Here is a 14,299-nt window from a genome sequence, read left to right on the forward strand (position 1 = left end):
CGCATCATGCAGGCCGATCTTCGGGGAAAGGCATTGTCATGCGCAGCATCGTCCACGCGGCGGCCCTTGCGGCCGCGCTCGTCTCCGCGCCGGCCCTCGCGGACGACGTGTCCGACGCGATTCTGGAAGCCAAGACCGCCTATGAGGGCGGCGACCTCTCGAAGACCAAGGAGTCGCTTGATCTCGCGGCCCAGCTCGTCGCCCAGAAGCAGGCGGACGGCCTTGCGAGGCTCCTTCCCGAGCCGCCCGCGGGCTGGACCGCGGAGGCGGTCGACACGAACGGCGGGATCGGCAGCTTCATCGGCGGCGGGCTGATCGTGAAGCGCGCCTACGCCAAGGGCGAGACCGACGTGACAGTGCAATACACGGCCAACTCCCCGCTGCTCGCCTCGCTCGCGCCGCTGTTTTCGAACGTCCAGCTGCTCGGCGGCATGGGCAAGGTGTTCCGCCAGAAGGGCCGCGTCGCGGTGCTGACCGGCGAAAACGAGATCCAGATGGTGCTGGGCAAGAGCTACGTGACGGTCACGGGCTCGGGCGCGGAAGCCGACAAGCGCGCGATCCTCGACCTGGTGGATCTCGCCGCGGTGGAGGCGTTCGCGAAGTAGGGGCGTTTGGGGCTCCTTCTCCCGCTTGCGGGAGAAGGAGAGGATGAGGGGAGACGGCGGCGCCCTCTTGAAAAGGGCCCTCACCCTTACCCTCTCCCGCTCAGCGGGCGGGGGGGCGGCCGGCGTCGCGCTTCAAGTCCCGCCCTTGCATGCACGCCCCGCCCTGCTACACCGGCGCCCGTGAAAAACCGGACGCCCGAAATGCCCGCCGACGCGACCACGACCCGCGATTACTCCGAGACCCTGTTCCTGCCGCAGACGGATTTTCCGATGCGCGCGGGGCTGCCCCAGCGCGAACCCGAGTTTCTCGAGCGCTGGGCGAAGATCGGGCTTTATGAAAAACTGCGGTCGAGTTCGGCGGGGCGCAAGAAATACGTCCTTCACGACGGGCCGCCCTACGCCAACGGCCATCTCCACATCGGCCACGCGCTCAACAAGGTGCTGAAGGACGTCGTCGTCCGCTCGCGCCAGATGGCGGGATTCGACAGCAACTACGTGCCCGGCTGGGACTGCCACGGCCTGCCGATCGAGTGGAAGGTCGAGGAGGGCTACCGCGCCAAGGGCCTCAACAAGGACGAGGTGCCGGTCAACGAGTTCCGCAAGGAGTGCCGCGACTACGCCGCCAACTGGATCTCGGTGCAGTCGGATGAGTTCCAGCGGCTCGGCGTGACGGGCGACTGGGCCGATCCCTACACCACGATGAAGTTCTCGGCCGAGGCGCAGATCGCCCGCGAGATCATGGCGTTCGCGCGCTCGGGCCAGCTCTATCGCGGGTCGAAGCCGGTGATGTGGTCGGTGGTCGAGAAGACCGCGCTCGCCGAGGCCGAGATCGAATACGCCGAGTTCCTGAGCGACACGGTGTTCGTGGCGTTCCCGATCGCAGCGCTCGGCGGCGCCTCGGTCGTGATCTGGACCACCACCCCCTGGACGCTGCCGGGCAACCGCGCCGTCGCCTATTCGCCGAAGATTTCTTATGGGCTCTACGAGGTCACCGAGGCTCCGGAAGACAACTGGGCCAAGGTCGGCGCGAAGTACCTGCTCGCCGACGCGCTCGCCGAGGGCGTGTTCAAGGCCGCCAAGGTCACGGGCTTCACGAAGGTTCAGTCAGTCGCGGCCGCCGAGCTCGAGGGGCTGACGGCGGCCCACCCCCTCGCCCATCTCGGCTACGACTTCCCCGTGCCCCTGCTCCCCGGCGACCACGTCACCGACGACGCCGGCACGGGCTTCGTCCACACCGCGCCGAGCCACGGCCGCGAAGACTTCGACCTCTGGATGGACCACAAGGCCGCGCTTGACGCCCGCGGGATCTCGAGCCGCATCCCATACACGGTCGACGCCGACGGCCGCTACACCAAGGACGCGCCGGGCTTCGAGGGCCGGGTGGTGATCACGGACAAAGGCGAGAAGGGCGACGCCAACGGCGCGGTCATCGAGGCGCTGGTCGCGGCCGGCCGTCTGGTGGCGCGCGGAAAGCTGCGCCACCAGTACCCGCATTCGTGGCGGTCCAAGAAGCCGGTGATCTTCCGTAACACGCCGCAGTGGTTCATCCACATGGACCACGACATCGCCGGCCCCGCGGACACGCTGCGCAACCGCGCGCTGAAGGCGATCGACGACACGACGTTCTTCCCGGCGCAAGGGCGCAACCGCATCCGGGGCATGATCGAGGGCCGGCCCGACTGGGTGGTGTCGCGCCAGCGCGCCTGGGGCGTGCCGATCTGCGTGTTCTTCCACAAGCAGACCGGCGAACTGCTCGCCGACGACCGCGTCGACGCCCGCATCGCCGAGGCATTCGAGGCCGACGGCGCCGACGCTTGGTTCGCCGACGACGGCCGCCGCTTCCTCGGCGACGACTTCTCGCTCGAGACTTACGAGAAGGTCGCCGACATCCTCGACGTCTGGTTCGATTCCGGCTCGACCCACGCCTATGTGCTCGACCGCCGGCCGGACCTCTCGCCGAAGCGCGTCGTCGACGGAGGCGAAGACCAGGTGCTCTATCTCGAGGGCTCCGACCAGCATCGCGGCTGGTTCCACTCCTCGCTGCTCGAAAGCTGCGGCACCCGCGGCCGCGCGCCCTACGACGCGATCCTGACCCACGGCTTCGTGCTCGACGAGCAGGGGCGGAAGATGTCGAAGTCGCTCGGCAACGTCGTCGCGCCGCAGGACATCATCAAGCAGTCGGGCGCCGACATCCTGCGGCTCTGGGTCGTGACGTCGGACTATGAGGACGACCTGCGCATCGGCCAGGAGATCCTGAAGACTGCCACCGACGCCTACCGCAAGCTCCGCAACACGCTGCGCTGGATGCTCGGCGCGCTCGCGCATTTCGACGGCCAGGCGGTCGACTACGACGACATGCCCGAGCTCGAGCGCTACATGCTGCACCGACTGGCGCAGGTCGACGCCGAGATCGGCCGCGCCTACGAGGTCTTCGACTTCAAGCGCGGCTTCGCCTCGCTGTTCACCTTCCTGACCAACGACCTCTCGGCCTTCTACTTCGACGTCCGCAAGGACGCGCTCTATTGCGACCCGGCGTCCTCGGTCACGCGGCGGGCCTGCCTCACCGTCGTCGACCGGCTGTTCCGCACGCTCGTGACGCGTCTCGCCCCGCTGCTCGCCTTCACGGCCGAGGAGACCTGGCTGTCGCGCTTCCCGTCGGAGGACGGCTCGGTCCATCTCGAGCCCTTCGCGCTCGCCGAGGGCGCGTGGCTCGACGAGGCGCTGGGCGAGAAGTGGGAGAAGGTCCGCCGCGTTCGCCGCGTCGTCACCGGGGCGCTCGAAGTCGAGCGGGCCGCCAAGCGCATCGGCTCCTCGCTCGAGGCCGCGCCGGTCGTCCATGTGAGCGACCCGGAGCTCCGCGCGACGCTTCAGGGCGTCGACCTCGCGGAGGTCGCGATCACGAGCGCGATCTCGGTCTCGCCCGACGAGCCCCCGGAGGACGCCTTCCGCCTGCCCGACGTCGCGGGCGTCGCCGTGGTTCCGGCGCGCGCGGAGGGTCAGAAATGCGCCCGCTCCTGGCGGGTGACGCCGGAAGTCGGCGCGGATCCGCAGTTCCCCGACATCACCCCGCGTGACGCAAAGGCCATGCGCGAATGGCTCGCGGCGCGCGGAGAGGCGACGTGAGGTTTCAGGCGCGACGTCTCCGCTCCCCTCTCCCCTTGTGGGAGAGGGTGAGGGATGGAAGATGACCCTCGCGCCGCCCGCCCGCACGTCGCTCCTCCTCGCCGCCGCGATCTTCGTGGTCGATCAGGCCATCAAGGTCTGGGCGCTGTTCGTGTTCGACCTCGCCTCGCAGGGGCGCGTGCCGGTGCTGCCCGTGTTCGACCTCGTGCTGATTTGGAACCGCGGCATCTCCTACGGGCTCCTCCAGCAGGACAGCGACTTCGGCCGCTGGGCGCTGGTCGTCGTCCATGTCGTCGCCTCGATCGCCATCACGATCTGGATAGCGCGCGAGAAGCAGACCGCCTCCTCGATCGGCCTCGCGCTCATCCTCGGCGGCGCGGTGGGCAACGGACTCGACCGGATTCTTTACGGCGCCGTCGTCGATTATGCGCTGCTGCACTGGGGCGACGTCACCTGGTACGTGTTCAACCTCGCCGACGCAGCCATCGTTGCGGGGGTGGCCCTGCTTCTGTATGGTGCGCTCCGCGGCTCTGGGAGCGCCACGGAGGCATCCGGATAGCGCTCGCGTCATCCGGGCCGCGACCGAGGAGCTTGAGACTCATGCGCCAGATCACGGCGCTCGTCGCGGGCGCGGCCATTACGGTCGGCGCGGCGAGCTATGCGGGCCCTGCTTTCGCCCAGCAGGACATCGGCTCGAACCCCATCACCGAGTTCTTCGACGGGCTCGGCATGGGCGACAAGGAAAAGCCGGACATCGACTATCAGGAGCGCGCGCCGCTGGTGCCGCCGTCGAACACCGGCGCGCTGCCCTCGCCGCAGGCCAAGGGCGCCAACCGCGACGCCACGCTGTGGCCGAACGATCCCGACGTGCAGGCCCGCAAGGAGCGCCGCGCCCGCAACGAGGTCGTGCCGACCGAGAGCTATTCGTACCGCATGGACCGCTCGCCGCGGATGGACCCGGACGAGCTCGGCGCCCGTCGCGTCCAGGGCGCGAGCGTGCCGCGCGGCGCGACCGCGACCGCGTCCGACAACCAGATCATGCGCGCCTCGCCGGACGAGCTCTCGGGCAGGCCGGTCGCGGAGGTCGCGCAGCCGGCCGGCGCGCGCCGCCTTACCGATCCGCCCCAGCAGTACATGCAGGGCAACGGCGTCACGGCGGCTCCGCAGCCGGAGAAGAAGTCCTGGCTCGGCGGCCTGTTCGGCGGCAAGTGACGCGCCTTACCGCGTCTTAATCCGCACGGGACTCGCGCGCAGCCTCGCGAGGCGCCATCTTACGCTTACAACCGACCCAGCGGGCGCGCCCGAAACGGCGCGCCCGTCTTCGTTTCGGGCCCCTTTCGCCCGGCGCTTCATCGAGGATTTCCGCACCCCATGGCGACAGCCACGTCCGCCGAAGCCCGTCCCGGCCTCAGCCCCGCGGCCCCGCAGGCCGACGCCGCCCGCAGCGGCGGACCGGACGTCTCCACCTTCACGCTCGACAACGGGCTTCAGGTCGTCGTCATCCCGGACCGCCGCGCGCCGGTCGTCACCCACATGATCTGGTACAAGGCGGGCTCGGCCGACGAGACGCCCGGCGTCTCCGGAATCGCGCACTTCCTCGAGCACCTGATGTTCAAGGGCACCGAGAAGCATCCTGCCGGCGAGTTCAGCCACCAGGTGGCCGAGCTCGGGGGGCAGGAGAACGCCTTCACGTCCTACGACTACACCTCGTATTTCCAGCGCGTCGCCCGCGAGCACCTGAAGACCGTGATGGCTTTCGAGGCCGACCGCATGACCGGCCTCGTGCTCACCGACGACGTGGTGGACCCCGAGCGCGACGTCGTTCTGGAGGAGCGCCGCTCACGCGTCGACGGCGACCCGTCGAGCCAGCTCGGCGAGGCGGTGGCGGCCTCGCTCTACATGAACCATCCCTACGGCACGCCGATCATCGGCTGGGAGCACGAGATCGAGAAGCTCGACCGCCACGACGCGATCGCCTTCTACGACCGGTTCTACACGCCCAACAACGCGATCCTGGTGGTGGCGGGCGACGTCTCCGGCGACGAGGTCCGCGAGGCCGCGCAGGAGACCTACGGCAAGGTCGCGCGCCGCGCCGATCCCGGCCGGCGTCAGCGCCCGCGCGAGCCCGAGCCGCGCGCCGCCCGCCGCGTGTCGCTGTCGGACCCGCGCGTGACCCAGCCCTCCGTCCAGCGCAGCTATCTCGCGCCGTCCTACGAGACCGGCGAGGGCGACCGCCCATACGCGCTCGACCTGCTCTCGCAGATTCTGGGCGGCGGCACGACGAGCCGGCTTTACAAGGCGCTGGTGGTGGAGAAGGCGATCGCGGCCAACGCCGGCTGCTGGTACCAGGGCGACGCGCTCGACGACGGGCGGTTCGCGGTCTACGCCGTGCCGCGCGGCGAGGCGAGCCTCGCCGAGCTCGAGGTCGCGATCGACCAGGAGATCGCCCGCATCGCGGCCGAAGGGCCGGACGCAGGCGAGCTCCAGCGCGCCAAGACGCGGCTCGTGGCCGACACCATCTACGCCCAGGACAGCCAGGCGACGCTTGCCCGCATCTACGGCTCGTCGCTCGCCACCGGCGGCACGATCGAGGACGTGGCCGCCTGGCCCGACCGCATCCGCGCCGTCACGGCCGAGGCGGTGCGCGACGCCGCCCGCGAGACGCTCGACCGCCGCCGCTCGGTGACGGGCGAGCTGCTGTTCGCGCCCGCTTAGGATCGGGCCGCCGGATCGGCTAAGGACGGGCCGACGCGCCCGATGCGGCGCCGTCATCCCAGGCCTGACCCGGGACGACGGTCCCGGTTCCACGCCGCCCTCGGCGACGGGCGGCCTTATGACATTCCAAGGCTCACGCGCTCCATGATCACCGCCGCACGCACCACCGACATCCAGCGCGTCGAGACGCCGAACGGGGCCGAGGCGTGGCTCGTGGAGGAGACCGCCGTGCCGGTCATCGCGGTCGAGATCGCGTTCCGCGGCGGCTCGGCGCAGGACCCGCAGGACCGGCCCGGCCTCGTCAACCTGATGACGGCCCTGCTCGACGAGGGCGCGGGCGACATGACGGCGGACGCCTTCCAGGAACGCCTGGAGGAGCTCGCGATCGAGCTGTCGTTCTCCTCCAACCGCGACACCGTCTCGGCGAGCCTCAGGACGCTGCCCGAAAACATCGACGAGGCGTTCCGGCTGCTCGGCCTCGCGCTGACGACCCCGCGTTTCGACGAGGACGCGGTCGAGCGCATGCGCGGGCAGCTCTCCGCCCAGATCCGCCGCAACGAGCTCGATCCGGACGACCTCGCGGGCCGCACCTTCTTCAAGGAGGCGTTTCCGGGCCATCCCTACGGCCGTCCGCCGCGCGGGACGCTCGAGAGCCTCAAGGCCTCGACCCGCGAGGACCTGCTGGCGATCCACCGCCGCGTCATCGCGCGCGACAACGTCGTCATCGGCGCGGTCGGAGCTGTCTCGGCGGAACGGCTCTCGGGCCTCGTCGACGCGCTGCTCGCCGACCTGCCCGCGACGGCCGGCCTCGAGACCGTCGAGACCGTCGCGCCGGCGGGCGCCGGGCGCATCGAGATCGTGACGCTCGACGTGCCGCAGAGTTCGATCATCTTCGGCCGCCCCGGCCCCTTGCGCGACGCCGACGACTTCATCCCGGCCTATGTGGTGAACCACATCCTCGGCGGCGGCTCGTTCTCCTCGCGCCTCTTCACCGAGGTGCGCGAGAAGCGCGGCCTGGCCTATTCGGTCTACAGCTATCTCTCGCCCTACGACCATTCCGGCATGCTGCTCGGCGGCGTCGCGACCCGCAACGACCGCGCCGGCCAGTCGATCGCGCTGATCCAGGACGAGATCCGACGCATCGCCGAGGAAGGGCCCACGGCGAAAGAGCTCGAGAGCGCCAAGAAGTTCCTGATCGGCTCCTATGCGCTCCGGTTCGACACCTCGACCAAGATCGCCAACCAGCTCGTGCAGCTGCAGCTCGATCATCTCGGGATCGACTACATCACCAAGCGCAACGCGCTGGTGGAGGCGGTGACGGACGAGCAGGTGAAGGCGGCCGCGAAGTCGCTGTTCGGCGACGGCGACCTGCTGGTGGTCGCCGTCGGCAAGCCGACGGGGCTCGAAGGCGCGAACACGCGGGACGCGGCGGCCGCCTGACGCTCAGGCCGGCGCAGGTCGGACCTTGCGGCCGGAACCTTACTCGCAGCGTTTGTATTCTGCGAAGTTCTGGTTCCAGCAGTGCCCGACCTCCTGCGCCTCGTTCTCGAACTTCGCAAGCTGGTCGCAGGCTTTGAGCCGGTCCTTGTCCGAGACCTTCTTGGTCTCGACCTCGCCATAGAGGCATGACGAGCGCACGTCCCACACCGCGTCGGCGGCGGGCGGACGCTTGGCGGACTTCTTCGCGCTCTGCGCCAGGACGAGGGGCGCCTCGGCCCGAGACGGCGCCTGAGCCTCGGCCGCGACCGGTCCGGCCGCGAGGATGAAGGCTCCCGCCAGTACGAGCACGCGCATTACGATCTCCGAGGCCCAAGCCAAACCGCACCCTCCCGGCGCGGCTGCGCCGGGTCAAGAAAAATCCAGTTTGGATCCGTGTTTTATCGGGAGCGCCGCGATCGCGCTCGCCTGCGTCGGCCCGGCCTATCGGCCGGCGGCTAGAAGACCACGAAGATCAGCGCCGCCATGGCGAAGCCCATCAGGCTGATGAGGGTCTCGAGCACCGTCCAGGTCTTGAGCGTGGTCTTGAGGTCCATCTCGTAGAACCGGCCGACCAGCCAGAATCCTGAATCGTTGACGTGGCTCGCGATCACCGAGCCCGCGGCGAGCGCGAGCACGATCGCCGCGCGGTCGGTCCCCTCATAGCCCGCGGCCGCGACCGCCGGCTGCACGAGGCCCGCCGCGGTGATGAGCGCCACCGTCGCTGAGCCCTGCGCGATCCGAAGCGCCGCCGCGATCACGAAGCCGGCGACGAAGACGTGCATGCCCAGGTCGTTCAGCGTCTGGGAGAGCGCGGCGCCGATGCCGCTCTCGCGCAGCACGCCGCCGAACATGCCGCCGGCGCCGGTGATCAGCGTGATGGCGCAGATCGGCCCGAGCGCGCCGTCGACCAGCTTTTCGAGTTCGGCGAGTCCCTTGCCGCGCCGGACGCCGAGCACGTAGGTGCCGACCAGCACCGCGACCAGCAGCGCGATCGGCGTCGAGCCGAGGCCGCGCGCGATCTGGAACCAGTGGGCCTTGCGGTCGAGCGTTCCGGCGGCCGCGAGGAAGTCGAGGCCCGTGTTCACGAAGATGATCACGAGCGGCAGCAGCAGCAGCAGGATGACGGTGGAGGACTTCGGTGGGTTTTCGACGGGACCGGCCTGCGGTCCGCCCGACAGGATGTCGGGCACCTTCACGTCGATGCGCTTGCCGATCCACAGGCCGAACAGATAGCTCGTCACGTACCAGGTCGGGATCGCGATCAGCAGGCCGAGGATCGTGACGAGGCCGATGTCGGACTTCAGCAGCTCGGTCGCGGCCACGGGGCCGGGATGCGGCGGCACGAAGACGTGCATGACCGAAAACGCGCCGGCCGCCGGAATGCCGTAGCGCAGCAGCCCGCCGCCGAGGCGCTTGGCGACCGAGAAGATGATCGGCAGCATCACCACGAGGCCGGCGTCGAAGAAGATCGGGAAGCCGAAAATCAGCGACGCGATCCCGAGCGCGAGCGGCGCGCGTTTCTCCCCGAAGAGCTTGATGAGGTCGTCGGCGAGCGACTGCGCGCCGCCCGAGACCTCGACCAGCCGTCCGAGCATCGCCCCGAGGCCGACCAGCAGCGCGACGGTGCCGAGCGTCTCGCCGAAGCCCTTGATCAGCACCTTGACCACGTTCTCGGGCGCGATGCCGGCCGCGAAGGCGGTGATGAGGCTGACCAGGATGAGCGCGAGGAACGCGTGCATCCTGAACCTCATGATCAGCACGAGCAGCGCGACGATCGCGGCTGCTGCGATCAGCAGCAGCGGGCCGGCGGAGAGCGCGGGGACGGCGGCGGCCTGTGGCGGCATCTTAAAGCCTCCTTGATGCGGAGATCTTGGTCGAGCGGAGCGGCTAGCGGGCCGCGGCGGCCTTGGGCGAAGTCGTCTCAGGCGAGGTCGTCTTGGGCGACGCGGCGGGCGCGTCGAGCTCCAGCGCCGCAAGGGCGTTGCGCACGATGGTCTCGGGATCGGCCCCGACGTCGACCTTCACGCCGTCCTCGTCGGCGTCGAGCTCCTCGAGCGCCTCGAACTGGCTGTCGAGCAGCGAGACCGGCATGTAGTGCCCCTTGCGCTTCGGGAGCCGCGTCATGATCAGCTCCTTGGTCGCCGTCAGCTCGAGGAAGCGCACGCGGGTCGGCGCCTCTCGCAGCAGGTCGCGGTAGCGGCGCTTGAGCGCCGAGCAGGTGATGACGGTGTCGCCGCCGGCGCCCGCCTGCTCGCCCATCCAGTCTCGGATGAGCCTGAGCCACGGCCAGCGGTCCTCGTCGTCGAGCGCGATGCCGGCCGCCATCTTGTCGATGTTGGCCTTGGGGTGGAACTCGTCGGCCTCGGCGAAGCGCCAGCCGAGCGCCTCGGCGATCATCTCGGCCACGGTGGTCTTGCCGACGCCCGAGGGCCCCATCACCACCACGCATTGCCGGGCGGCGAAGCGTTCCTGCGCCATGGGCGTGCACTCCCCTTGCGGCCGTTCGTCGCCGCTTGCTGAAAGGGCGCAACTAGGCCGCGCACGCCCCTTCGGCAACAGGCGGGGCGCCATCCAAGCTGGGGAGAAGCGCCCGAGCGCCGAAGTCGCGGGCTCCGCCCGTGCTAGGCTCTGCGCCCGATCCATCCATCGTCGCCGCCCCATGCCCGTCCGCCTGCTCTCAGACGTCGTCGCGAACCGGATCGCCGCCGGCGAGGTGGTGGAGCGCCCGGCCTCGGTGGTGAAGGAGCTCGCCGAAAACGCTTTGGACGCCGGCGCGGCCCGCATCGAGATCGTGCTCGAGGGCGGCGGCGCGCGGCTCATCCGCGTGGTCGACGACGGCTCGGGCATGGGCCCCGAGGATCTCGCGCTCGCCGTCGAACGCTTCGCGACCTCCAAGATCTCCTCCGACGAGGATCTCGTCGGCGTCGCCACCATGGGGTTTCGCGGCGAGGCCCTGCCCTCGATCGGCGCGATCGCGCGGCTTGCGATCGAGACCCGCACGGCTGAGGCCGGCCACGGCTGGCGCATCGCGGTCTCGGGCGGCGCGAAGTCGCCGGTCGAGCCCGCGGCGCTTCCGAAGGGAACGCGCATCGAGGTGCGGGATCTTTTCTTCGCGACGCCTGCGCGCGCAAAGTTCCTGAAGTCCGACCGCGCGGAGGCGCAGGCCGCCGGCGAGGTCGTGCGCCGGCTCGCGCTCGCGAACCCGCGGGTCGACTTCACCCTCGTGGTCGAGGAGCGCACGCTCCGCTTCCCGGCCGTCTCCGACGACGCGACGGGACGCGCCGAGCGGCTGGCGCAGGTTCTGGGCGCCGAGACCGCGGGCGCGGTGACCGAGATCGAGGCGGCTCGCGAACGCGCGTCGATCGCCGGCCATGTCGGCCTCGGGCACCTGCACCGCGCGACCGCGGGCGCGATCTATCTCTCGGTCAACGGCCGCCCGGTGCGCGACCGGCTGCTCGTGGGCGCGCTCAAGGCCGCCTATCAGGACGTGATGCCGCGCGACCGCCATCCGGTGGCGGCCCTCGACATCCGGGTCGGTCCCGGCGAGGTCGACGTCAACGTCCACCCGGCGAAGGCCGAGGTGCGGTTCCGCGACCCCGCCCTGATCCGCGCGCTCATCGTGTCGAGCGTCCGCGCCAAGCTCGCCGAGCAGGGGCCGCAGCCCTACGCCGCCGGCGGCGCCGAGATCGCGCGCTTCGCGGCCCGCGCGCCCTTCCCGCATGCGGGCGCCCACCGCCCGGCCGCGACCTACGCCGCGCCGGCGCGCTGGTCGCCCTCGAACGTCGTCCCGGCCCGCGGCTTGGCGGCGCCCGCACAGGCGGCCTTCGCCGCCGACCTCATCGATCTCGCGCCGCAGGCCCGCGCGCCCGAACGCGAGGCGGAGTTGGACGCGCTCGACCGGCCGCTCGGCGCGGCCAAGGCGCATCTCCACGCCACTTACGTGCTCGCCGAGACCCGCGACGGCGTCGTTCTGGTCGACGCCCACGCGGCCCATGAGCGCCTCACCTATGAGGAGCTGAAGCGCCTGCGCGGAAAGTCCGGCGTGCCGCGCCAGGAGCTGCTCGTGCCCGACGTCGTCGAGCTCGACCCGGCCGACGCCGAACGCGTGCTCGCGGCCGCCGACGAGCTCGCCGAATGGGGCCTTGGCGTCGAGCCCTTCGGATCGGGCGCGGTGCTGGTGCGCGCGACCCCCGCCCCGCTCGGGCCCTGCGACGCCTCCGCCCTCATCCGCGACCTCGCCGAGACGCTCGCCGAAGGCGCGGCCGAAAGCGCGCCCTTCGCGCGTAGGCTCGACCTCATTCTCGCGACCGTCGCCTGCCACGGCTCGGTGCGGGCCGGACGCAGGCTCAAGCCCGAGGAGATGAACGCGCTCTTGCGCCAAATCGAGGCCGAGCCCGCCGCCTCGACCTGCAATCACGGCCGCCCGACCTTCGTGCGGCTCTCGACCGCCGACCTCGAGAAGCTCTTCGGCCGGCGCTGACGCCGCGTCCCTCGATGGTGATCGACCTACCGCCGCACCGCCGCCGTGGCGACGAAATGTCAACCACTCGGCCGCTAACCATCGCAGACGACGGATCGGGCCCAGCGCGATCCCGCATCGACTGCGTGTTCGCGGAGTGCATACGGCGGTGAACGGCGACGGCCTCGACGCTTTCTTTTCTGGATCGCCGGCCGCCTATGTGGTGGGGGCGCTCGCGATCGTGCTGTTCGGCGCGATCGTCCTGAGAATCCTGCGTTGGCTCGCCTTCCTGGCCTTCGCCGCGATGCTGGTCGTCGGCCTGTCGGGCGCCTATGCGGTCGGGCTCGTGAAGTCGCCCTTCGGCGCGCCCACCCCCCATCCCCAGCGCAGCGCGATCGACGAGGAGATCGTCACCGGCTCGATTCCTCCCGCCGCGATCTCCGCGGCCTCGGTCTACATCCAGGCGCCCGACATGGACGCCCGCTTCGCCGCCGACGAGATGTGGAGGGCGCTCAAGGCGGCCGGGATCCCCTCGCCCGGCATCGAACTGGTGGGCGGCGGCGCGCCGGCGCGCCCCGAAGTGCGCTACTTCGACGACGCCGACCGCCCCCTCGCCGACCGCGTCGCCGCGATCGCGGCGCGCCAGGGGCTCGACGGCGCGACGGTGCTGCGCGCCTCGGCGCGCTATCAGGCGCCGCGAGGCCGGATCGAGCTCTGGTATCCGCGCTGAGCGACGCGCATTCCCGGCTTGCGGCGATCGACTGAAGACCTGCGCCAATTTCGCCGTTATCTAAGGGCCAATGAAGAGCGCCGACCGGCCCTCCCCGGGCGGCGAGCGAATGCGCAGCGTGAAGGACCGCCTTGCTTTATCGGCCTGAAATCGACGGTCTTCGCGCCGTCGCGGTGTTGTCGGTCCTGCTCTATCACGCCGCCGGTCTCGTGCCCGGCGGCTTCGTGGGCGTCGACGTCTTCTTCGTCATCTCCGGCTATGTGATCACCAAGACGATCGCGGCCGACCTAGCGGCCGGAAGCTTCGGCCTCTGGTCGTTCTACGAGCGGCGGATCCGGCGGATCGCGCCGGCGCTCGGCGTGACGATCCTCGCCACCGCCGCCGCCTCGGCCGCCATCCTGCTGCCGATCGACCTCGAGGCCATGGGAAAGAGCGCGATCGCCGCGGCGCTCATGGTCTCCAACATGCTGTTCTGGGGGCAGGCGGGCTATTTTGACGCCGCCGCGCAGGCCAAGCCCCTGCTGCACACCTGGTCGCTCGGCATCGAGGAACAGTTTTACCTTATTTTTCCGCTGCTTGTGGCGGGTCTCTGGCGCTTCGCGCGCCGCGCCGTCGTTCCCGTCCTCGCCGTGCTCGCCGCCGCCTCGTTCGCCGCCTCGATCTGGCATCTGCCGGTCGATCCCGACGACGTGTTCTACCTCGCGCCCTACCGCTTCTGGGAGCTGCTGATCGGCGCGCTCATCGCGCTGCGTCCGGCGCGCGCGCTCGAAGGCTCGGCCTTTGCGTTTCTTGGCCTCGGGCTGATCGCCGGCGCGGTTCTCCTCTACGACGACAAGACCCTGTTCCCGGGCCTTGCGGCGCTGGCGCCGACGCTCGGCGCGGCGCTCGCGATCAACGGCGCGCGCGAGGGCATGGCGGCGGCGCGCCTCCTCGCCGCCCGCCCCCTCGTCCTCGTCGGCAAGATCTCCTACTCGCTCTATCTCGTGCACTGGCCGCTGATCGTGCTCGTCGAATACCGGCAGGACGCCCGGCTCGACGCCACGGAAGCCTGGCTCGTCATCGCCGTCTCGCTCGTGCTCGCCTGGATCTCCTGGCACTTCGTCGAGCAGCCGTTTAGGGCCAAGGCCGCGCATCCGCCGCGGGCCGAGACGAGCGACCGCGCGAAACCCGTCACACGGCCGCAGCTCG

The 14,299-nt window shown here is 70.5% G+C and carries 12 protein-coding genes; 9 read left to right on the forward strand and 3 right to left on the reverse strand.

Translation table 11 applies throughout. From position 1 onward, the window contains the following. The first annotated feature begins 38 nt into the window (after positions 1-38). The 6 genes from ACFOWB_RS24025 (at position 39) to ACFOWB_RS24050 (ending at position 7,883) form a co-directional block, all read left to right on the forward strand. The gene (locus tag ACFOWB_RS24025) at positions 39-605 is read left to right on the forward strand and encodes a hypothetical protein (protein WP_261404835.1); all 567 of its coding nucleotides are present in this window, start codon (positions 39-41) and stop codon (positions 603-605) included. 201 nt (positions 606-806) lie between these two features. Continuing rightward, positions 807-3,728 (forward strand): isoleucine--tRNA ligase, encoded by a 2,922-nt coding sequence (ileS, locus tag ACFOWB_RS24030; RefSeq protein ID WP_261404836.1) that lies wholly within the window; start codon positions 807-809, stop codon positions 3,726-3,728. A 61-nt stretch (positions 3,729-3,789) separates the two neighbouring features. Continuing rightward, on the forward strand, positions 3,790-4,287 hold the full coding sequence (gene lspA / locus ACFOWB_RS24035; RefSeq protein WP_378149812.1) for a signal peptidase II: 498 nt from the start codon (positions 3,790-3,792) through the stop codon (positions 4,285-4,287). Positions 4,288-4,328: 41 nt separating this feature from the next. Next, complete coding sequence (locus tag ACFOWB_RS24040) at positions 4,329-4,940, forward strand: hypothetical protein (RefSeq protein ID WP_261404837.1); 612 nt, start codon at positions 4,329-4,331, stop codon at positions 4,938-4,940. Between the two features lie 159 nt (positions 4,941-5,099). After that, positions 5,100-6,443, forward strand: coding sequence for a M16 family metallopeptidase (locus ACFOWB_RS24045; RefSeq protein WP_378149814.1), 1,344 nt, complete (start codon positions 5,100-5,102; stop codon positions 6,441-6,443). Positions 6,444-6,587: 144 nt separating this feature from the next. Continuing rightward, complete coding sequence (locus ACFOWB_RS24050; protein WP_261404838.1) at positions 6,588-7,883, forward strand: M16 family metallopeptidase; 1,296 nt, start codon at positions 6,588-6,590, stop codon at positions 7,881-7,883. Between the two features lie 39 nt (positions 7,884-7,922). Here the strand turns inward: ACFOWB_RS24050 and ACFOWB_RS24055 are convergent, their stop codons facing one another. From ACFOWB_RS24055 to ACFOWB_RS24065, 3 genes are all read right to left on the reverse strand, one after another. Next, the gene (locus ACFOWB_RS24055) at positions 7,923-8,237 is read right to left on the reverse strand and encodes a hypothetical protein (RefSeq protein WP_261404839.1); all 315 of its coding nucleotides are present in this window, start codon (positions 8,235-8,237) and stop codon (positions 7,923-7,925) included. 140 nt (positions 8,238-8,377) lie between these two features. Then, positions 8,378-9,766 (reverse strand): GntP family permease, encoded by a 1,389-nt coding sequence (locus ACFOWB_RS24060; RefSeq protein WP_378149817.1) that lies wholly within the window; start codon positions 9,764-9,766, stop codon positions 8,378-8,380. Between the two features lie 43 nt (positions 9,767-9,809). Next, on the reverse strand, positions 9,810-10,400 hold the full coding sequence (locus ACFOWB_RS24065; protein ID WP_261404843.1) for a gluconokinase: 591 nt from the start codon (positions 10,398-10,400) through the stop codon (positions 9,810-9,812). A 181-nt stretch (positions 10,401-10,581) separates the two neighbouring features. On the opposite strand from ACFOWB_RS24065, the gene mutL reads away from it, so the two are divergent. From mutL to ACFOWB_RS24080, 3 genes are all read left to right on the forward strand, one after another. Beyond that, entirely contained in the window at positions 10,582-12,402 is a 1,821-nt protein-coding gene (gene mutL / locus ACFOWB_RS24070) for a DNA mismatch repair endonuclease MutL (protein ID WP_378149820.1), read from the forward strand. A gap of 148 nt (positions 12,403-12,550) precedes the next feature. Beyond that, complete coding sequence (locus tag ACFOWB_RS24075; RefSeq protein ID WP_261404846.1) at positions 12,551-13,111, forward strand: hypothetical protein; 561 nt, start codon at positions 12,551-12,553, stop codon at positions 13,109-13,111. Positions 13,112-13,242: 131 nt separating this feature from the next. Next, on the forward strand, positions 13,243-14,299 hold a 1,057-nt coding region (locus ACFOWB_RS24080), incomplete at its 3' end, for an acyltransferase family protein (protein ID WP_378149822.1).

It is taken from the genome of Chenggangzhangella methanolivorans, assembly GCF_042648545.1.
In the GTDB taxonomy this organism is placed as follows: Bacteria; Pseudomonadota; Alphaproteobacteria; order Rhizobiales; family Methylopilaceae; genus Methylopila; species Methylopila methanolivorans.

What these genes read in the sequence shown, in the direction of transcription:
- ACFOWB_RS24045 (WP_378149814.1), top strand. Translation starts at nt 5,100, where the DNA reads ATGGCGACAGCCACGTCCGCCGAAGCCCGTCCCGGCCTCAGCCCCGCG.
- ACFOWB_RS24060 (WP_378149817.1), bottom strand. Translation starts at nt 9,766, where the DNA reads ATGCCGCCACAGGCCGCCGCCGTCCCCGCGCTCTCCGCCGGCCCGCTG.
- ACFOWB_RS24065 (WP_261404843.1), bottom strand. Translation starts at nt 10,400, where the DNA reads ATGGCGCAGGAACGCTTCGCCGCCCGGCAATGCGTGGTGGTGATGGGG.
- ACFOWB_RS24055 (WP_261404839.1), bottom strand. Translation starts at nt 8,237, where the DNA reads ATGCGCGTGCTCGTACTGGCGGGAGCCTTCATCCTCGCGGCCGGACCG.
- ACFOWB_RS24050 (WP_261404838.1), top strand. Translation starts at nt 6,588, where the DNA reads ATGATCACCGCCGCACGCACCACCGACATCCAGCGCGTCGAGACGCCG.
- ACFOWB_RS24040 (WP_261404837.1), top strand. Translation starts at nt 4,329, where the DNA reads ATGCGCCAGATCACGGCGCTCGTCGCGGGCGCGGCCATTACGGTCGGC.
- mutL (WP_378149820.1), top strand. Translation starts at nt 10,582, where the DNA reads ATGCCCGTCCGCCTGCTCTCAGACGTCGTCGCGAACCGGATCGCCGCC.
- ACFOWB_RS24025 (WP_261404835.1), top strand. Translation starts at nt 39, where the DNA reads ATGCGCAGCATCGTCCACGCGGCGGCCCTTGCGGCCGCGCTCGTCTCC.
- lspA (WP_378149812.1), top strand. Translation starts at nt 3,790, where the DNA reads ATGACCCTCGCGCCGCCCGCCCGCACGTCGCTCCTCCTCGCCGCCGCG.
- ileS (WP_261404836.1), top strand. Translation starts at nt 807, where the DNA reads ATGCCCGCCGACGCGACCACGACCCGCGATTACTCCGAGACCCTGTTC.